General features: G+C 65.5%; 16 protein-coding genes. 7 read left to right on the top strand and 9 right to left on the bottom strand.

Annotation, left to right across the window (positions count from 1 at the left end; genetic code table 11):
- Positions 1–19 precede the first annotated feature (19 nt).
- The 5 genes from NQ036_RS07860 to NQ036_RS07840 all read right to left on the bottom strand — a co-directional run bounded on the left by NQ036_RS07860 (position 20) and on the right by NQ036_RS07840 (position 6,701).
- Positions 20–1,531: an amino acid permease gene (locus NQ036_RS07860; protein WP_257058150.1), complete on the bottom strand. Its 1,512-nt coding sequence runs from the start codon at positions 1,529–1,531 to the stop codon at positions 20–22.
- Positions 1,532–1,649: 118 nt separating this feature from the next.
- The gene (locus NQ036_RS07855; protein ID WP_306439978.1) at positions 1,650–2,318 is read right to left on the bottom strand and encodes a peptide deformylase; all 669 of its coding nucleotides are present in this window, start codon (positions 2,316–2,318) and stop codon (positions 1,650–1,652) included.
- Between the two features lie 82 nt (positions 2,319–2,400).
- Entirely contained in the window at positions 2,401–3,303 is a 903-nt protein-coding gene (locus tag NQ036_RS07850; protein ID WP_257048018.1) for a CoA ester lyase, read from the bottom strand.
- A gap of 161 nt (positions 3,304–3,464) precedes the next feature.
- Positions 3,465–5,132 carry an L-lactate permease gene (locus tag NQ036_RS07845; RefSeq protein ID WP_257058149.1) on the bottom strand — a complete coding sequence of 556 codons (1,668 nt, stop codon included), beginning with the start codon at positions 5,130–5,132 and terminating at the stop codon, positions 3,465–3,467.
- A gap of 297 nt (positions 5,133–5,429) precedes the next feature.
- On the bottom strand, positions 5,430–6,701 hold the full coding sequence (locus NQ036_RS07840) for a M20 family metallopeptidase (protein ID WP_257058147.1): 1,272 nt from the start codon (positions 6,699–6,701) through the stop codon (positions 5,430–5,432).
- A gap of 96 nt (positions 6,702–6,797) precedes the next feature.
- Between NQ036_RS07840 and kynU the strand changes: the two genes are divergently transcribed.
- The 3 genes from kynU (at position 6,798) to NQ036_RS07825 (ending at position 10,555) form a co-directional block, all read left to right on the top strand.
- Positions 6,798–8,135 carry a kynureninase gene (gene kynU / locus NQ036_RS07835; protein WP_257058142.1) on the top strand — a complete coding sequence of 446 codons (1,338 nt, stop codon included), beginning with the start codon at positions 6,798–6,800 and terminating at the stop codon, positions 8,133–8,135.
- A 130-nt stretch (positions 8,136–8,265) separates the two neighbouring features.
- Positions 8,266–8,841 (top strand): hypothetical protein, encoded by a 576-nt coding sequence (locus NQ036_RS07830; RefSeq protein WP_257058140.1) that lies wholly within the window; start codon positions 8,266–8,268, stop codon positions 8,839–8,841.
- Between the two features lie 85 nt (positions 8,842–8,926).
- The gene (locus NQ036_RS07825; RefSeq protein ID WP_257058139.1) at positions 8,927–10,555 is read left to right on the top strand and encodes an NAD(P)/FAD-dependent oxidoreductase; all 1,629 of its coding nucleotides are present in this window, start codon (positions 8,927–8,929) and stop codon (positions 10,553–10,555) included.
- Positions 10,556–10,573: 18 nt separating this feature from the next.
- Here NQ036_RS07825 and NQ036_RS07820 read toward each other — a convergent pair whose 3' ends face one another.
- From NQ036_RS07820 to NQ036_RS07805, 4 genes are all read right to left on the bottom strand, one after another.
- Positions 10,574–11,803, bottom strand: a complete 1,230-nt coding sequence (locus NQ036_RS07820) for an acyl-CoA dehydrogenase family protein (RefSeq protein WP_257058137.1) — start codon at positions 11,801–11,803, stop codon at positions 10,574–10,576.
- 71 nt (positions 11,804–11,874) lie between these two features.
- Positions 11,875–13,215, bottom strand: a complete 1,341-nt coding sequence (locus NQ036_RS07815; protein ID WP_257058134.1) for a beta-ketoacyl synthase — start codon at positions 13,213–13,215, stop codon at positions 11,875–11,877.
- Positions 13,212–14,822 (bottom strand): class I adenylate-forming enzyme family protein, encoded by a 1,611-nt coding sequence (locus tag NQ036_RS07810; RefSeq protein WP_257058132.1) that lies wholly within the window; start codon positions 14,820–14,822, stop codon positions 13,212–13,214. The genes NQ036_RS07815 and NQ036_RS07810 overlap by 4 nt, the downstream gene beginning before the upstream one ends.
- Before the next feature lie 88 nt (positions 14,823–14,910).
- Positions 14,911–15,882 (bottom strand): polysaccharide deacetylase family protein, encoded by a 972-nt coding sequence (locus NQ036_RS07805; RefSeq protein WP_257058129.1) that lies wholly within the window; start codon positions 15,880–15,882, stop codon positions 14,911–14,913.
- A 185-nt stretch (positions 15,883–16,067) separates the two neighbouring features.
- Between NQ036_RS07805 and NQ036_RS07800 the strand changes: the two genes are divergently transcribed.
- The 4 genes from NQ036_RS07800 (at position 16,068) to NQ036_RS07785 (ending at position 19,270) form a co-directional block, all read left to right on the top strand.
- Positions 16,068–16,559 (top strand): DoxX family protein, encoded by a 492-nt coding sequence (locus tag NQ036_RS07800; protein ID WP_257058126.1) that lies wholly within the window; start codon positions 16,068–16,070, stop codon positions 16,557–16,559.
- A gap of 116 nt (positions 16,560–16,675) precedes the next feature.
- The gene (locus NQ036_RS07795; RefSeq protein WP_257058114.1) at positions 16,676–17,056 is read left to right on the top strand and encodes a hypothetical protein; all 381 of its coding nucleotides are present in this window, start codon (positions 16,676–16,678) and stop codon (positions 17,054–17,056) included.
- 347 nt (positions 17,057–17,403) lie between these two features.
- Positions 17,404–18,123, top strand: coding sequence for a hypothetical protein (locus NQ036_RS07790; protein WP_257058112.1), 720 nt, complete (start codon positions 17,404–17,406; stop codon positions 18,121–18,123).
- Positions 18,116–19,270, top strand: coding sequence for an XRE family transcriptional regulator (locus NQ036_RS07785; protein ID WP_257058110.1), 1,155 nt, complete (start codon positions 18,116–18,118; stop codon positions 19,268–19,270). The genes NQ036_RS07790 and NQ036_RS07785 overlap by 8 nt, the downstream gene beginning before the upstream one ends.
- The last annotated feature ends 234 nt before the right edge of the window (positions 19,271–19,504 follow it).

Genomic DNA, 19,504 nt, shown 5'->3' with positions numbered 1-19,504 from the left:
ACGGCGCGGGTGGGCCCGGTTATTCCGCCTTCCCGGCCCGCGCGGCCTTCCCGGCCTTCTCCGCACGGCCCAGGCGGGAGTGCCCGCGCGACCAGGTGAAGTAGACGACGACACCGATGATCAGCCACACCACGAAGCGCAGCCAGGTGTCCATCGGCAGGTTCATCATGAGGCACAGGCAGGCGATGACCGACAGGATCGGCAGGACGGGAACCCACGGGACCCTGAAGGAGCGCTGCAGGTCCGGCCGGGTGCGGCGCAGCACGATCACGCCGATCGACACGACCACGAAGGCGGCCAGGGTGCCGATGTTGACCATCTCGGACAGGGTGGACAGCGGTACGAAGGCCGCGATGATGGCGATGATGATGCCGGTGCAGATGGTCAGCCGGTACGGGGTCTTGGCCTTCGCACCTGTTTTCGAGAACCACTGGGGCAGCAGGCCGTCGCGCGCCATCGCGAAGCCCACGCGGGTCTGGCCCATGAACAGGATCATCGCCACGACGATCAGGCCGATGCAGGCGCCGATCGCGATGATCGTCGCCATCGAATCCATCCCGACGGCCTGGAAGGCCGCGGCCATGGGCGCTCCGCCCTCCGCGTCGATGTCCTTGTAGCTCTGCATGCCGGTGATGACGAAGGTGACGAAGATGTAGAGCAACACGACGATCGCCAGGGACGCCATGATGCCGCGCGGCAGATCCTTCTGCGGGTTCTTGACCTCCTCGGCGGTGGTGGCGACGACGTCGAAGCCGATGAAGGCGAAGAACACGATCGCGGCCCCGGCGAAGATGCCGCCGACCCCGAAGGTGCTGGGCTGCATGCCGAAGAGCGCCTGGACCATGGGCTGGTGCATCAGCCCGCCCTCGGCGGCGGCCGGCGCCTCGGCCGGCGGGATGAAGGGCACCCAGTTGCTCGCCTTGACGAAGAACAGCCCGGCGATCACGACGATCGCCACAACCACCAGTTTGATGCCGGTGATGACCAGGTTGATCCGGCTGGAGAGCTTGACCCCGGAGACCAGGACGAAGATCAGGCCGATGATCAGCAGCCCGGCGGGCAGATTGACGAACCCGCCCTCGACCGTGGCTATCGCCTCGGGTATTGCGAACGGAGTCTTCTCCAGGACTATCGCCAGATATTGGCTGAACGACGTGGCCAGCGCGGCCGAACCCAGGGTGAACTCCAGGATCAGATCCCAGCCGATGATCCAGGCGATGAACTCGCCCAGGGTCGCATAGGCGAAGGTATAGGCGGAACCGGCCACCGGCACCGTCGAAGCCAGTTCGGCGTAGCACAGGGCCGCCAGGGCACAGACGATGCCGGCGATGACGAAGGACAGGACCAGCGCGGGCCCGGCCTTGGTCGCGGCGGCCGTACCGGTGAGCACGAAGATACCGGCGCCGATCGTAACGCCCACCCCGAAGACCGTCAGGTCCAAAGCGGAGAGGTTCTTCTTCAGCGCGTGTTCCGGCTCCTCGGTTTCTGCAATGCTCTGTTCCACCGTCTTGGTGCGAAACAGTGAGGACATGGGGAAGCCTTTCCATGGGGGCGCGACTGCCCGACCGTTGGAGTCGGACGCCGAAAGTGTGTAGGACAGGATTGTATGCCCCAGGCTACCCACGGAACCGCACCAGGGGTAGGCCAGGTCACATGATCGGGGTGTCCGGCAGCTCGAAGCCCAGAGCCAGGGCGGCGGCCTGCGCGTCGGGCTGGTTCCACCAGCGCGCCACCTGCTCATTCGTCGCCAGCGAGCGCATCTCGGCCCGATCCAGGTACAGGATCCCGTCGAGGTGATCGGTTTCGTGTTGGACGATCCGCGCCGACCAGCCGGTGACCTCGCGCTCGTAGGCGGTGCCCTCATTGTCCTGGGCCGACAGGATAATCTTCCGGTGGCGCGGCACCACGGCCTGGTATCCGGGTACGGACAGGCAGCCCTCGTAGAAGGACGCGAGCTCGCCGGAGGCATCGCGGTACTCCGGATTTATCAGCGGGGTGAAGGGCAGCAGTTCGCGTTCGCGCACCCGGGCGACGTCCTCGGGCACGGTGGCAGGGTCCTCGACCACTGCCAGGCGCAGGCCGATGCCCACCTGTGGGCAGGCCAGGCCGACGCCGGGCGCGGACCTGACGGTCAGGCGCATGGCCAACAGCAGCTGCAGCAGCACATCGTCGTCGACCTGCCCGTCGAAGGGCACGGTGGGCTGGCGCAGGATAGGGTCGCCCGCCTCGACGATGGGGATGGTGCCGTCGCCGCGCTCCGCGGCCTCCAGGGCGATTTCGATCTGTTCGGACACGGCGCGGTCGCGGCTTCTCATCATCTTTCAAGAATAGAGGAGGAGCCCACGGCGCCGGGTGCCGAGGCGGCACGCGCCCCCGCACCCGGTCCGGCCGAAGCCGGGCCTATTCCCCCGCCCGCTCCAGGACCCGTGCGGCGTGCTTGAGCAGGGGCGCATCGATCATCTTGCCCTGATAGGCGAAGGCCCCCTGCGAGGACGCAGCCAGTTCGGTCACCGCCCTCGCCCACTCCAGCTGTGCGGAAGTCGGTGCGAAGGCCTCGCGCACCACCGGCACATGTGCGGGATGGATCGACACCTTCGCGTCGAAGCCCGACTCCGCCGCGTCCAGGGCCTCCGCGCGCAGACCGTCGAGGTCCTCGATGTCCGACCAGATCGAGTCGAGCGCCAGCTTGCCGGCGGCCTTGGCCGCCAGCAGGCTGTGGCTGCGCACGTGCGTGGCCACCGCGCGATAGCCGCCGTCGGGCCCGCGGCTCGAGGTCCCGCCCAGTCCCGCGACCAGGTCCTCCGAACCCCAGAACAGGGCGATGACGTTCGGTTCGGCCGCGATCTCGGCCGCGCGCAGGGTGCCTGCGGCCGTTTCGATCATCGCCACCACCTGGTAGTCCGCCAGCGCGCGCACATCCGCCGGAGATTCCGTCTTCGGCAGCATCACGTGCGTATAGGGCAGTTCCTCCAACAGCTGCGCGTCTGCGGCGAAGAACTCGGTGTCACGCGCATTGACCCTGATCACGGTGCGCTCGGGCGACAGACAGCCGGCCGGGTAGACCAGGCCGGCTGCGGTGACGGCCGCCTTCTGCTTCTCACCCGAGGCCTGCGCAGCCAGCGCGGCCTGCGTCTCCGCGGCCACGGCCTCGCGCAGGGCGGTACGGGCGACGGGCTTATCGGCCGGCGCCACCGCGTCCTCGAGGTCGATGATGGTGACATCGGAGCGGTCGGCGGCCTTCGCATAACGGTCGGGACGGTCGCCGGGGACGAACAGCCAGGCGGGACGGAATCGGAAGCTCACAGGCGTCCTCCTTCATTGTGTTTCCACTTCATCGTGTTTCAGGGTGTCGCGTGATAGCCCGCGGGGCCGCCGACCGGGTGGCTTCCCACCGGATGGTCGATGGCCCCGCACGCCCAGCCTACGACAGGAGGTGCGCCCGCGGGGCGGTCCGTCTCAGCCCCTCAGTTCAGCCCTGAGATCATCCAGCCCAGCACCGGGGTCGACTGGAGGTAGACGATGATGCACAGCAGCGCCAACAGGCCGACCGACCAGCCCAGCACCTTGCGCAGAATCGTCGCCTCCTGCCCCGGCAGGTTCACCGCGGTCGCGGCGATCGCCAGATTCTGCGGGCTGATCAGCTTGCCGACCACGCCGCCGGTGGTGTTCGCGGACACCGTCAGGTTCGGATCAATCCCCGCACCGGTCGCCGCGGTGTTCTGCAGCGAGGCGAACAGCGCATTGGCCGAGGTGTCCGAACCGGTCACCGCCGTGCCGATCCAGCCCAGCACCGGCGAGAGCAGCGCGAACATCGGGCCGGTCTGGGCCAGGAACACGCCGACCGACTTCGTCTGGCCGGAGAAGTTCATGACATAGGCCAGCGCCAGCACCAGCACGATCGTCAGGATCGCCCCGCCCATCTTCACAATGGTCGCGCCCAGCTCCTTGACGCCCTCGGCAGGCGTCAGGGTGAACCTATCTCCGGAGCTGCACACGGAGTACACGATCGTGACGATCACACCGGTGAGCAACAGCAGGAAACCCGGAGAGGACAGCCACGGAAGTTCGAACACACCGGACTTCAACGGATTGCCGTCGGCATCCACCAGCCCCTTGGCCAGACCCGGCCACGGGATATGCGCATCGGTGGCCTTCAGACCCGCGGCCACTGCCGGCACCAGCTTGGCCACGCCGAACACGACGACCAGCAGGATATAGGGGAACAGGGCCAGCCAGATCCGCGCGCCGGAGAGCTTCTCGGCGGCCTTCGGCTTCTCGATGCCCATGCGCTCGCGGGCCTCGTCTGCGCCCTTGGGTTTGAAGAACATCATGAAGATCACGGCCACGGCCATGCCGACCAGGGCCGCGACGATATCGGTCAGTTCATAGGAGAAGTGGTTCGCACAGAAGTACTGGGCCACGGAGAAGCACACGCCGACGACCAGGGTCAACGGCCACAGCTGCTTGATGCCCTTGATGCCATCGAGCAGGAACAGCAGGAGGAACGGGATGAACCAGGCCAGCAGCGGGGACTGGCGTCCGACAATCGCACCGATGTGTTCGGCGTGCAGACCCGACAGCTGGGCTGCCGTGGTGATCGGGGTGGCGATCGCACCGAAGGCCACGGGAGCGGTGTTGGCGACCAACACGGTGGTAGCCGCCTTCAGGGGCTTGACGCCCAGGGCCATGAGCATGGTGGCGGTGATCGCCACCGGGGCGCCGAAGCCGGCCAGGGCCTCGAGCAGGCCACCGAAGCAGAAGGCGATGAGGATCGCCTGGACGCGGATGTCGCCGTGGCCCACCAGGTCGAAGATCGAGCGCAGGTCCTCGAACCGGCCGGAGCGCACCGTCAGGCCGTAGAGCCAGATCGCCATGATGACGATGTAGAGGATGGGGACCAGGCCGAAGGCCGCACCCTGCGTGGCCGAGAGCAGGGCGAAATCGGCCGGCATCTTGAAGCCGAAGATCGCGACCACGATGGCCACGACCAGTGCCGCGGCGCCGGCGGTCTGCGCGCGCGTGCGGAAGACGGCGAGCATGACGAAGAAGACCAGCAGGGGGATGATGCCGACCAGGGCGGACAGAAACAGACTGTCTCCGACGGGCGCCACCTCCGGGGCGAATGTGTGCATACGTGACTCCTATGTCCTCATGTGTCCATATGTGCGGATGTGCCGCACCGACGCGGTGGGATACCGGGGTCGCCGATATCCGACTAAAACGTTAAGCGACAATACAACCAAAACACATGAAACACTTAACCGAGAGCTAGTGCGAACGCTCACATCCCATTTCGCAACCATCCTGACCTGGGGTTATGCATAGATACAAGATAAATACCCGGGGTATCCCACGAGTTTTCGAGAATAACGCGCACTTCCCTTATCGTGGAATTCCCCGGGTGGTGGAACCCGAATGTATGGAATCGGTCAGCTGTGGGCTACTCCGGTTTCCGTCGTGTGGTCGATCCGGGTCGACAGCAGGCGCTCGCGCTGCTGCGGATCCAGAGCCAGATCGATCGCGGTCCAGGCCATCGCCAGTCCGGACTCCCACATCGCCTCGTCGGCTTCCTCGGTCACGGTGTAGGCGGCGAACTCCGGCTGGTGATTGCCCGCCCCGCCGGCGTTCAAGCGCACCGAGGGGTGGATCGTCGGGATGAGCAGCGAGATGTTCGCCATGTCCGTCGAGCCGGCCTTCTCCTTCAGGTACGCCTCATCGGCATTGTCGAAGGTCCGCCCCAGGGCCTCGGCATTACGCTGATAGGTCGCGGAGAAGGGGTAGTCATTGCGGAACTCCGAGTACGCCGGCCAGTCCTCCTTGATCTCGAACGAGCAGCCGGTGGCCGTGGCCCCGGCCTCGAAGCACTTGAACAGGCGCAGCTTGAGCTCCTCGAGCTCCTCCATCGTATTGGCCCGACCGTTGTAGTACATGCTGGACTCGCCGGGGACGATGTTGGGGGCCTCGCCCGCCTTCGTCACGATGCCGTGGAGCAGATTGCCGGGGCGCAGGTGCTGGCGCAGCAGGCCGATCGCAACCTGCGCCACCGTCACGGCGTCGCCGGCGTTGATGCCGTTCCACGGCGCACCGGCCGAATGCGCGGTCTTGCCGTGGTAGAGGACCTCGTAGTCGTTGATGGCGCGCGTGAAGTGGCGGGACTCCTCGTCGGTGCCGGGGTGGACCATCATCGCCGCGTGCACTCCGTCGAAGGCCCCGCGCTCAAGCATGAAGACCTTGCCCGCGCCCAGCTCCTCGGCCGGAGTGCCGAACAGCTTGACGGTGATCCCCAGTTCATCGGCCAGGCCGCCCAGAACCGCCGCAGCCAGTACGCCGGAGGAGCCGATCATATTGTGCGCGCAGGCGTGGCCCACCTCGGGCAGGGCATCCATCTCCGAGCAGATTCCGATGACCAGCTCGCCGGTTCCCTTGGTCGCGGTGAAGGCGGTGTCCAGGTCCGCGACTCCGCGCTCCACGGTGAAGCCCTGGCCCTCGATATAGGCCACGAGCTTGTCCGCGGTCTTGAACTCCTGATAGGCCGTCTCCGGCTCCGCGTGGATCGCGTGGCTCAATGCCACGGTCGCCTCGCGTAGCGCCTCCGCCGCGGTCCGGGCGGTCTCCTTGAGCGCGGCGCCGGCGGAGGACTCCGCGGCCGCGTACTGGGCGATCGGATTGGGCTTGCTGGTTGTCTCCGGGCTGACAGACACGGTTGTCCTCTCAAAGTTTGCGATATCGGGCCGTGGACGGCCCAGAACAATCGTACCGACAGCATAGAGTGAGGTGAGACACGCGAAAGGACTCTTATGAACAACACGCCATTGACCCGCGCGGATCTGCTGGCCCTCGACGCGGCGGACCCGCTGGCGGGCGTACGGAACACCTTCGAGCTGCCGGCCGGGGTCATCTACCTGGACGGGAACTCCCTGGGGCCCAAGCCCGCCGGCGCACTCGAGGTGGCGCGCCGGGTGATCGAGGGGGAATGGGGCACCGGCCTGATCCGCTCCTGGAACGACGCCGGCTGGTTCGAACTGCCCGCGCGCCTGGGCGACAAGGTGGCGGGACTCCTGGGCGGGGCCGAGGGGACGGCCGTAGTCACGGACACGACCTCGGTCAACCTGTTCAAGACCGCGGCGGCGGCATTGCGGATCCAGGCGTCCGACCACCCGGACAAGCGCACCATCTACACTCAGCGCGAGAACTTCCCCTCCGATATCTACATCCTGACCGGGTTGGCCGAACAGCTCAACCAGGGCCGGGCCGGCGGAGCCGCCGAACTGGACACCTGGGAATCGGTGCCGGCCGGCGCCGCACCCTACCGGGTCGAATTGGTCGACGACGCCGAAGTCGTGGCCTGGGGCGATGGTTCCCGCCCGGTTCCCGAGGACGCGGCACTGATCGTGCTCACGCACGTCAACTACCGCACCGGCAGGCTGTTCCCGATGGCCGAGGTGAGCCGGGCCGCGCACGCCGCCGGCGCTCTGACGGTGTGGGACCTGTGTCATTCGGCAGGGGCCCTGCCGATCGCCCTGCGCGCCGACGGCGCCGACTTCGCCGTCGGGTGCACCTACAAGTACCTCAACGGCGGTCCGGGATCACCCGCGTTCCTCTGGGTCGCCCCGGAGCACGTGGACAGGTTCTCCCAACCCCTGTCCGGCTGGTGGGGTCACACCGCGCCGTTCGCCATGTCCCCGGAGTACGCCCCGGCCGATGACGTCAGACGGTATCTGACCGGAACGCAGGGGATGCTGTCCATGTCGGTGGCCGAACTGGGACTGGACATCGCCGCCGGCGCGGACATCGCGGCGGTGCGCGCGAAGTCCCTGGCGATGACGGACCTGTTCATCCGCCTGGTCCGCGAGCGCCTGGCCGAACATCCGCTGACCCTGGTCACCCCGGAGGAGCACGCCGAACGCGGCGCCCAGGTGAGCATCGCTCATCCGGAGGGCTTCGCGGTGATGCAGGCCCTGATCGCCCGCGGGGTGATCGGGGACTACCGCGAGCCCGAGGTGCTGCGTTTCGGCTTCACTCCGCTGTACCTGAGCTATGCGGATGTCTGGGACGCGGTGGAGGTGCTGCGCGAGGTGCTCGACGACAAGCTGTGGGACACCCCGGAGTACCGCAGGCGCGGCGCCGTCACCTGAGGTATCCACTGAACCACCCGGCGAACCCGGGATTCCGCTTAGCACTCGGGGTTCGATACACTTCTGTATTGAAATACAGTTCTGTATCGAATCCCATCTGCGTATCATCTGCTATCAGGAGTCAGCCGGTTTGAAGAAGTCCGCTCTGTCAGTCCTCCCCCTCGCCGCCACGGGCCTCCTGGCACTCGTCCTATCCGGTTGCGGTACCGGCACCTCACCGACGAAGACCGGAGACGACCTGACCCCCGCACCCACGGTCTCGCGCGGCGATGACCACAAGGCGAAGTTCGGCGACACGGTCGAATTCGACGATGGGCTCAAACTGACGGTGAAGACGAACGGCACCGAGAAGCTGCACAAGAAGGGCAAGGCCGATGACTGCCATACCGGCGATCCGGTCCGCCTGTACAAGCTGACCTATGTCAACGACACGGACGATGATTACGATGCGGCCGAGGACACGACCTACAGCCTGACCTACGAGAACTCCGATGGGCTCGACGACACCGCCACCGAGGTGACCGACACCCACGATGAGGACCACAAGATCAACGGGCTGCAGGACATCGACCCGATGGAGCCCGGTGAGAAGAAGTCGAAGACCATCGGCTTCTGCGTGCCCAACCGGGACTCCTCCGTCACCCTGACCGTGGACACCGACCGCTCGGAGTACACCCCGCGCACTCCGGTGGAGTACAAGGGCTGAGCACAGCCGCCACCCGGGCCGGGCCGGTATGGTCCAGCCCGGTCCGGCCGGGCGGCGGCCCCCGAACACCGGATACAATCGTGAGATGACTCACAACAATGACGTTGTCCCCATCCCCGTTTCCGTCGACGTCCTCATCGTCGGCGCCGGCCTGTCCGGGATCGGCACCGCCTGCTATCTGACCCGCGAGCGCCCCCAGGACGACTTCCTGATCCTCGAGGCACGGGCGGAATCCGGGGGAACCTGGGACAAATTCCGCTATCCCGGCATCCGCTCGGATTCCGACCTGTTCACCTTCGGCTACGAGTTCCGGCCCTGGAGCCGGTCCAATGCGATCGCCGCCGGCGGGCTGATCCGCAGCTACATCCGCGACACCGCCGCCGAATACGGCATCGACGAGCACATCGTCTACAACACCAAGGTGCTGGCGGCCGACTGGGATTCCGAAAGCGCGCGCTGGACCATCACCGCCGAACGCGCCGGGCAGACCATCACGGTCACCGCCCGCTGGTTCGTCAGCGCCTCCGGCTACTACGATCACGACCGCGGGCACTCACCCAGTTTCCCCGGCCAGGACGACTTCGCCGGCACCATCGTCCATCCGCAGGACTGGCCGGAGGACTTGGACTACGCGGACAAGCGGGTCGTGGTGATCGGCAGCGGCGCCACCGCCGTCACCCTGGTACCCGCCCTGGCCGGCTACAGCGCGGATACCGGGGCCAAGGCCTCGGCCGGGGATGACGCAGCTGCGGCAGGTGCCACCGGCCCGTCGGGTGCGAGCGCGGCGGACAGTGCCGCGTCGGGCGTTCGCGCCGGGGCGGCGGCGCACGTGACAATGCTGCAGCGCTCCCCCACCTTCGTCCTGCCGACCATGACCGAGGACCCCGCCGATGTCCGCCTGCAGCGCTGGCTGCCCGCGCCGCTGGCAGCCAGAGCGACGCGCTACCGGCACATCGTCACCCAGCGCATGGTGTGGCGCAACGCCCAGGACCATCCAGATGAGATGCGCGCCTACATCCGCGCGGCCAATGCCGAGGCCCTGCCGGCGGATTATCCGATCGACGAACACTTCAGCCCCAGCTACAACCCGTGGGAACAGCGCCTGTGCTTCGTGCCGGGAGCCGATATGTTCCAGGCAATCAGCGCCGGCGCAGCCGATGTCGTCACCGACACGATCGACACCTTCGTCCCCGACAGCATCCGGCTGTCCTCCGGGAGGGTGTTGCCGGCCGACATCATCATCACGGCGACTGGACTCGAACTCATCCAATTCGGCGGGATCCGGATGAGCGTCGACGGGCGGGCGGTGGACCTGCCGGCGACCGTCGCCTATCGCGGCTGCATGCTCAGCGGGGTGCCGAACTTCCTGTTCGCCATGGGGTATTTGAACAATTCGTGGACGCTCAAGCTGGGGCCGCTGTGCCGCTATTGGCTGCGCCTGTTGGCGGCGATGGACGAACGCGGGGCCGATGTGGCGGTACCCGATGCGCCGGCCGCGGGCACCGAGTTGACTCCGATGAACACCTTCGCCGCGGGCTATGTGCAGCGGGCACAGGACACCATGCCGCGGGCCGGCCTGGAATTCCCCTGGACCGTGCCCGAGGACTACACGGACGACAGGCGGATTCTGCGCGGGGATCCCACGGCCGAACCCCATCTGCATCTGGGGCCGGCGCGGGTGAGGGCGCGCAGGGCACGGGCCGCTGCCGACTGAGTCGGCAGAGTTCAGCACTCAGTCGTCGAGCCAGGCTGCGGCGAAGAGCGCGCGGGCCGAATCCTCCGGGGCCGGGTGGAAGATCCCGGCTGCGGCGTCCCGGTACAGGCGCGCGGCCTCGCCGGAGGCGTTGAACGAGGCGCCACCGCCCAGGATCAGCGCGGTCTCCGTGGCCCGGCGGGCCTGGGTGCCGGCGTTGATCCGCGCAGTCAGCAGGCGCTGCGGCCAGCCCGCCCCGTGGTCGGTCAGTTCGTCGAAGTCACGCGTATAGGCGTCGATCTGCGCATTCACCGGCATCTGGGCCATCGCGGCATCGGCCAGGCGCACCCGCCATTCCCCGACCTCGGCCAGGGTGGTACCGCCCTTGGCGGACTTGCGGCGGCGCAGCGCTGCCGCGCCCAGTTCCAGGCCGCGGCGGGCCACCCCGGCGTAGACAGATGCAATGAGCAGCTGGAAGTTCACGGTGATCCCGAAGACCAGCAGATCCTTGCCGGCGGCCCGCCCCGGCTCCATGGTCCGGGCGATCCGGTCGGGGCGCATCACTGCGCCGTCGAGGATGGTGGCGCGCGACTGTGAGGCGCGCATGCCCAGCACGTCCCAGTCCTCCGAGGTCGTCACGCCCGGCAGGGATTCCGCGGTGCCGGACAGCTTGCCACCCAGCGCACCGGGGCGGTCCAGGAAGCCGTAGACCAGACGCGGATCGTCCGGGTCGGAGTCGTCGGTCGCGTGGACGATCAGGCGCGTCCACGCCGGCGACAGCGAGGTGAAGATCTTCACGCCCGACAGCGCGTACCCGCCTGCGTCCGGGCCCGAGGTGATGGGGACTGCGCGCGTATTGGCGCCCTGTAGCACCCAGTCGTTGGACGGTTCGCTGATGCCGAAGGCGAAGACCTCGCCCGCGGCGGCCTCCTGCAGCACCCAGTCCAGGGAGTGATCACCGCGGGCGCGCAGCGCATGGGCCACACCCGTGCACATGAGGTGCATGTTGATGGCCAGCGCAGTGCCGGGCGCTGCGGTGGCCAGGCGGGTCTGCAGGCGCGCCACCTGGTTCAGACTCAGGCCGGGGCCGCCGAATTCCTCCGGTACGAACAGGGTCAGATAACCCTGGGCCCGCAGGTCGTCCAGGTCAGCGAAGAAGAAGGTGTTCTGCGCGTCGTAGTCCGCAGCGCGTGAACGCAGGGTCTCCAACAGGTCGTCGGGCAGGTAGGTTTCGGCGAGTTCCGCGTGGCGGGCTTCGCGGTCGGTCATGGTGTTTCCTTCACTGTTTCGAGGAGTGGATTCGAGGGATGGGTGGGGTGTTTATGGGTTCATGGACACGGTCATATGCGCGAGAGCACGAGCGAGGCGTTGTGCCCGCCGAAGCCGAAGGAGTTCGACAGCACATGGTCCAGGTGCTCGACGCGCCGGGCCGCGGTGACCAGGTCGAGATCCGCGAAGGCAAGATCGGGCTGGGCCAGGTTGATCGTCGGCGGCAGCAGCTGGTCTTCCAGGGTGGCGATGGCGATGATCGCCTCGACCACGCCGCCGGCGCCCAGCAGATGGCCGGTCGAGGACTTGGTCGCGCTGATCGGCGGTGCATCTGTCCCGAACACGGTGGTCACGGCGGCCAGTTCTGCGGCATCCCCGGCCGCGGTCGAGGTCCCGTGCGCGTTGATGTGCCCGATTGCCGCGGGTGCCAGGCCGGCATCGGCGAGGGCACGGTGCATCGCCTGGGCCGCACCCCGGCCATCGGGGTGCGGGGCCGTCGGGTGGAAGGCGTCCGAGCTGTCGCCGAAGCCGGTGATCCGGGCCAAGGCGCGGGCGCCGCGGGAGGCTGCGGATGAGGCGGATTCCACTAGGATCGCGGCAGCTCCCTGGCTCATGACGAAGCCCCGGCGGTTTGCGGCGAAGGGCCGGCTGGCGGCGGCGGGGTCGTCCTCGCAGCCGCTGGCCAGGGCCCGCAGGTTCGCGTTCGATGACAGGTTGACCGGGCCCAGGCAGTCCTCCATGCCCACGACCAGCACGGCATCGGCGTAGCCGTGGCGGATGGTGCGCAGTGCCCGGCCCAGGGCCACCGTTCCCGATGCGCAGGTGGCGCTGACCGAGTCCGCCGGGCCCTGGATTCCGTGGCGCTGGCTGATGACGGCGGCGGCGGAATCGGGGGCGCCGTGCATTGCCAGGCTCAGCGGCACGCGGCGGGGGCCTTCGGCGTCGAGGAGTCGGGTGGCCTGTTGCATGGCGCGCACGGGGCCGGAGCCGGTGCCCACCGTGACCTGGATGCGCTGTGGGTCCCAGGGCAGGTCCAGGGCTGGTTTGGGGCCCAGCGGCGCATACCCGGACGGGGCCTCGGCGGCACCGTCCGACGCTTTCGAGTTCAGGCGATCGCCCGGGCCCAGGGCCCGCGAAAGGGCCTGTGCCAGGGCCTGGTCACCGGCGGCCACGGCCCAGGCGACCACGGCGTCCACCCGGCGGGCCTGCTGGCGGGTGAGCACGGCCTCGGCGTCGAAGCCGGTGACCCGGCCGCCGATCCGCACGGCCAGATCCGCGAATTCCGGATCGTCGTCCAGACGGGTGATCGCGCTGCGGCCGGAGCGCACGGCGTCCCACAGGGCGCCGGGGGTCATGCCCGAGGGGGTGATGGCCCCCAGGCCCGTGACGACGACTTCGCGGAGTTCGCTCAAATCCGCTGCACCCCCAGCTGGTCGGCATCGTGGCCGCCGGATTCGGCCAGCACGATGAGTTCGGCGGTGGCGCCGCGGCGGATCTTGCCGCCCACGGTGCGCGGCAGTTTGTCGATCTTGTACCAGCGGCGCGGTACGAACTGCGGGGCCAGATTGGCGCGCGCGTGCATGATGAGCTCGGACTTCGAGGGGAAGGTCGAGGACTTGCCGACCTTGGAGTGGGACACGCGTTCCTCGATCGCCAGGGCCACGATCTGACCCAGGGACTCACTCGGCAGGGCGACCGCGCACACTGTGTTGAGGCCTGCCAGGGTTTCGAAGGCCCGCTCGACTTCCGGCAGGGACACCTTGTGGCCGCCGGTGGCGATGATGTCGCCGGCGCGCCCGGCCAGGCTGATCTTGCCGTCGACGGTCCGGCCCATATCGTGCACGGTGCCCCAGCCGGCGGCGTCGCGCAGGTGTTCGGAGCTGGTCGAGGAGACGTAGCCGTCGGACACGGCGCCGCCGGAGATCCAGATCTCGCCCAGTTCTCCGTCCGGCAGGACCGCTGCGGGGCCGTCGCTCAGGGCCAGTTTGGGATCGCGGATCTGCACCTTGATGCCGTCGTAGATGCTGATGAGCGTGCCGTCGCCGTCGCGGGAGTCACCGATGAAGCCCAGTTCGGCAGCGCCATAGTAGCTGACGAGGCGGGCGTCGGGCAGCGCTGCGCCCACCAGGTCGCGGGTGCGGGCGGACAGGTTCGCCCCGCCCACCACCATGAGGTTGACGCTGGTGAAGCGCTCAGGGTCGCGCAGGGCTGCGGCGGCCAGGCCCTGGACCACGGCGGGGACTGCGACGATCCGGGAGATCTTCTCCTGGGCGATCCGCGTGCCGATTTCGATGGGCGCGAATTCGTCGGCCACGTGGATGCTGCCGCCCGAGGCCAGGCATTCGATCAGCGCGTAGAGCGTCAGGCTGTAGGACATGGGGCCGGGTGCCAGGGTCTGCACCTGTGGGTCCGGTTCCAGATACGCCGAGGACACGGCGAAGTTGTTGCGATACTGTTCTCTGGTCTTCAGGAAGGCCTTGGGCGCCGAGGTGGTGCCGGAGGAGAAGAGCATGAGGAAGGGCTCTGCGCCGTCGCGCACCGTGGGCTGAGCCAGGTCGTCGAATCCGTCGACCCACTGGGATTCGTGGGAGTGGAATTCCTTGAGGCTGATCGCAGTGCCGGTCCATCCGGCGTTGGCCAGGGCCGCGGGCAGGTCCGGGCTGTCCGTGATGACCAAGCCGATTCCCGTCGAGGTGATGACGTGGACCTGGTGCTCCATGGGCCAGCGCGGGTCCACCGTTGCCGAGACCGCGCGGAAGCCGGCCAGACCCGCGACGATGCGCGCAGAGTGGTAGGCGGATTTGAGGCTGACGGCGGTGATGGGGATGCCGCCGGTTTCGGGAGCGGGGGCAGGGGGATCGGACTGTTCGGCATGCAGCATGGACACGGATTTGAACATGTGCGCGGAATCGGTCACGAGCTGCGCATAGCTCAGGGATTCGCCCGGGGCGGGGCCGACGATGGCGGGCAGATCGGGGGTGCTGTCTGCGACTTCGAGGATTTTGCGCGTTATGGGCATATCTCTAGTCAACCACCCGGCACTGACCTGCGTCACACCAGTCCATCACCACGGCCCGCCCCCTCAGTCCTTGGCCCCATCCAACAGCTCAATCCATCACGCCGAATTCGAAGCCCAGCTTCTTCAAGCGCTTGACCACCGGGGTGATCGAATCGACGGTCGGCTCATTGTCCTTGTAGTCGTGCATCAGGATGACGGCCACGCGCGTGTCCGTGCCGATCGTGGACAGGGCCCGCTGAGCGCGGCCGGATCCGGTCGAGGAGGCGGTATCCGTGCCGTCGCCGTTCTCCGAGTTCCAGTCGATCCAGTTCATGCCCTTGGCATTCAGGGCCTTGTCCGCGGGCTTCATCCCGTTCCAGCCGTGGCCGCCGGGGTAGCGCCAGGTGTGGGTGTTGAGTTCGGGATCGACGGCCTCGCGCAGATTGGCCAGGGTCTTCTCGTATTCCTTGACGATGGCCTTGGGCTTGGCAACCCGGCCGGGGTAGAGCTTGTGGAAGTTATGGCTGTAGCTGTGGATCGCGACGGAGTGGCCGGCGGCGATCTCGTCTTTGAGGTGGGCGGGGCTGCCCTTGCGCTCGACGCCCAGTTCCCCGCCGATGACGAAGAAGGTGGCGGGCACGTCATTCTTCTTCAGCTGTTTGAGCACTTTGGGGGTGGTGTTCGTGGGGCCGTCGTCGAAGGTCAGGAAGGCGATCTTCTTCTTCGGGTAGGTCTTCGATTCCTTCTTCTTGCCCCACAGCCAGTCGTGGACGTCCTTGGACTTGTAGACGTAGCCGGCCTCGTCCGCCGCATAGCTGTGGTTGGTGCCCGGCTTCAGGGCCGTCGGGTCCTGGGTTTCGGTGGGCTCCGCCGCGGCCGAGGCCTGGGCGCCGCCGGTGCCGTTCGTCGCGTTGGCAGCGTCGTTGCCGCTGTCGTTCGAGCTGGTGCCCGAAGTGCAGCCGGTCAGTGCCAGTGTCACCGCCAGGGCCGATGCGGTCAGGGTCTTGGCGAGCACGGCGGTGCGGCGGGAGGCTGCAGAGCGCTCAACGGAGCGTGCGACAGAGCGGGGGCTGGTCTTCATCCTTCGATCCTCGCACAGCCAGTGAGGAGTCTCAACCGGGGTGGGAGTGCACAGACTCCCAGCCCATACCATCCGGGCATTAATTTAAAACTCAACTATTTCTCCTAGAGTCTGCGGGACCAGCAATCATCGATCCGACGACAGGCGGCCTCCGCCGTCGGATCCCAAATCTCGAAGGAGCATCGATGTCCACCGACCGCATGCCGACCGAAACGACCAAGACCAGTCCAGCCGGGACCTCGGCGGATTCCGACCGCAGGCTCTTCGCACTGCCGACCGCCGTCCGGGACTGGGTTCTGCTCATCGCCCGAGTCCTGCTGGGTGTCGTGCTCATCGCCCACGGCTATCAGAAGTGGGGCATGCAGGGATTCGCCGACGGTGTCGAGATGTTCGCGGGCATGGGCGTGCCGGCCCCGGCAGTAGCACTGGTGTTCGCCCTGGCCGTTGAATACGTGGGCGGCGCACTGATGATCCTGGGTCTGTTCACACCGATCGTCGGCCTGCTGGTCGTGCTCGACATGATGGGCGCCTTCGCCCTGGTCCACGCCGGAGCGGGGATCTTCGTCTCGAGCGGCGGCTGGGAACTGGTCGCCGTGATCGCCCTGGCCGCGGCGACCATCGCCGCGGTGGGCCCGGGCCGGTTCAGCCTGGACCGGGCTCTGGCCAGAAGGCGCTGAGGGCAGGGCCCGGCCGAGGCCCTTCCTACGGTGTGCGATCGCGGTCGGTACTTGTTGTACCGACCGCGATCGCGTGCGTTGAGCGGCGCTTGAGCGCACCTTCGTAGACTTGCCCCATGGTTCTCGAGGCCTCTCTCCCCCGCCCTGCATCACCGGCCGAACGCGCTGTCATCCGCGCGATGGCTGAGCGGGCGAGGAGCACTGATGGTGCTGCGGTCACAGATGGCCTGCGCAGGCAATGGTCGCTGCAGGCCGACGGCTGCACAGTGACGGGCCACTGCGATTGCGGCACCTGCCCGTCCGTTGAGCTGGGCGATGCGGCCGGCAATCCGGTTCCCGATGGCACCGGCCCCCGAGTCGTCCTTTCCGCCGGTGCACGCAATCCAACCAGAGGCGTCCTGCTATTCATCGACGGGGACCGCCTGTCATACCTGGAGGTCTACCCGATCGACGATGATCCGGTGGAGCTGCCGGAGCCGGAGGAATTGGAGTTCTAGGACAGGGTTGCTCACGCAACGGCTAAGAGGACGTCAAAGTCGACCAAGAAGTAGCCAGTAGCCGGGCGTCCGAGGTAATCAACGCCCGGTTACTGAAACTTATGCGATTTCCAATGCCGGAAGCCCATCCAAAATCCGCATCGTTTCCAGGCTGAGCGTTACGATCCAGCCCAGCAGGTCGATGATGTAGCGATGAGCTTCGTCTGCAATGCCATCAGCAGCCCCCCCACAGGCGAACACAGATATTCTCACCAGCGCAAGAGCTAGACGACACTCCAAGTGCTCACTTTTGGTGAAAATCTAAAGCGTATGGTAATGTCATTAACAGAATATGAAGGAGGTCCGTGATGTCGGATAGCTCAGGGCGCGAGTGGGCGCTACAGATGCTAGGCCCCGATGGGGTGCAGGTTCGAGAGATTATTCCAACGATCATCCGACTGTGCCACGAGAAGATGGCCAACGCGCAAGCAGAAGCCGAGATGGCGCACTCCGGGGTGTATGGGCAGATCTGGCGCAAATGCCTCTCCGAGTTCATAGAAGCTCTCGGCGGCCTCCCCACAGCCGAGCTCGTCCCACAGCGGGGCTACACCCTAGTCTCCTTTAACGGTGTAATTCTATTCCCGTGGCGCTTCGCGCGAGACTCCTACACCGATCTCAACTCCCGCCCTTTCGGCGTGTCAGCCACTCGCATTTCTTTACTTACCCAAGCTCCAGAATTCAGCCAGCAGAGGTTTGACATGGAGTTCCCACACCCCGAATTAACAAAGGAAGAATTAGACCTTGGGATTGAGGCCCAAGCAATCAGAGACGCCTACCCAACTCATAAAGTGGTCGTCATAGCATATGCAAGCAGCCCATCTAAATTATTCAGCATCCGCTGGGGCGATGCAGTACTTGGAACCGACCGCCGCCTGACCTTCAATACGTTAGAGTCATTACTCGACGTCACTCCAAACAATCCGGTCAATGCATCTCCATCAAAAACTGACGGATTCTCTACAGGACCAATCCCCCGCCCCCTCCTAGGCGCAAAGGAGGAGGAAGCAGGCGGAGAGACTCATGCATAATCAAAAATCATTATTCTCTATATCAAGCACCACAGACTCGATTGATCTCACCACAGTCGCCGACGGATTCGATCCTGCGCGTCTTACACAAGCACGTCAAGCTGCAGGCCTGTCAAAAGCAAAGTTAGCCGATTACGTTGGAGTTACACCCGCAGCCATCGGCCAGTATGAATCAAACTCTTCCACACCACGCAGAGACATTTTACCCATTCTTGCTCACGCACTAGGCGTCCCAGTTACATATTTCACAACAGGCAGGCCGATCGGCCGAGTAGATGGATCTCAAGCACATTTCCGGAGCTTACGTTCAACATCGGCACGAGACCGCGCTAAAGCCGTAGCCTTCATCGAACAGGTCTGGGAACTTACGTTCACACTAGAAAAAAAGATCCGTTTTCCAAATGTTAACTTACCACAAATTGACCTAAAAAACGCAGACCCCGTTTATGCAGCACAGGCGCTTCGTGCACATTGGGAACTGGGCTCCAAACCGGTAAAACACCTGGTAGCCACAGTTGAATCCCATGGAATAGTCGTTACTCTTCTATCTGTAGCCAACACAGACGTTGCACGAGTCGATGCTTTCTCTACCTCATCTCTAGCTAGGCCGATAATTATCGTCACACCCGAGCGAGCAAGATCTGTATTTACCTACCGGTTCACTATCGCTCATGAGATCGGGCACTTATTGTTGCACAGAGATTCCACCCCGGGAGACAAACAACAGGAGCGAGAGGCCGATCAATTTGCTGCTGAATTCCTTACACCAAACTCTCAGATCGTCAACCTTCTACCGCGCACTGTAAATCTTCCACAGCTAGATAAGTTATCCCGCCATTGGGGAATTTCAGTTGATTCTCTACTATTGCGAATGAAGGAGCTCGGTATAGCATCAGATTCAGCGATCCGACGAGGATACCAAAAGCTTAACCACCTGCGGAAGTCCGGGCTTGAAACGACTGAGCCTGTAAATGCATACCCTGGCGAGCTGCCCTCTATGCTAAATCAAGCTGCCGAAATGGCTGAAACAACAGGTTACGGAGAGGCCGCTCTCGCTCAAGATCTGCGATGGTACCCCGCACGAGTGCGCGAAGTCCTTGGAATGGAAGACTCCCGACCAGACTTACGTATTGTAGGCGGCGACTAATTCGATTACTTCGTATAGTAGATCACCCGATTTGATAGAATATCAGCATGATCGAAAATCAGAAAACGAACTCTTCTAATTTATGAATTTATCGAGCATGTCGTCCTTAGCCTCGATTTTTCACGGGTTGGGGTTTGTGCTTGATCGCGGCGTCGTTGTCTCATGTTGTAGGTGATTGTACTGTTCGGGTGTGATGTGCCTGCGCGTGTCGCCGCGGTGGTCGGGCCGTTCCAT

The sequence above is a fragment of the Brevibacterium sp. 91QC2O2 genome, assembly GCF_024580695.1.
Lineage (GTDB): Bacteria > Actinomycetota > Actinomycetes > Actinomycetales > Brevibacteriaceae > Brevibacterium > Brevibacterium moorei.
The sequence above is the reverse complement of the archived record's forward strand: the minus strand, read 5'-3'. Positions and strand labels throughout refer to the sequence as shown.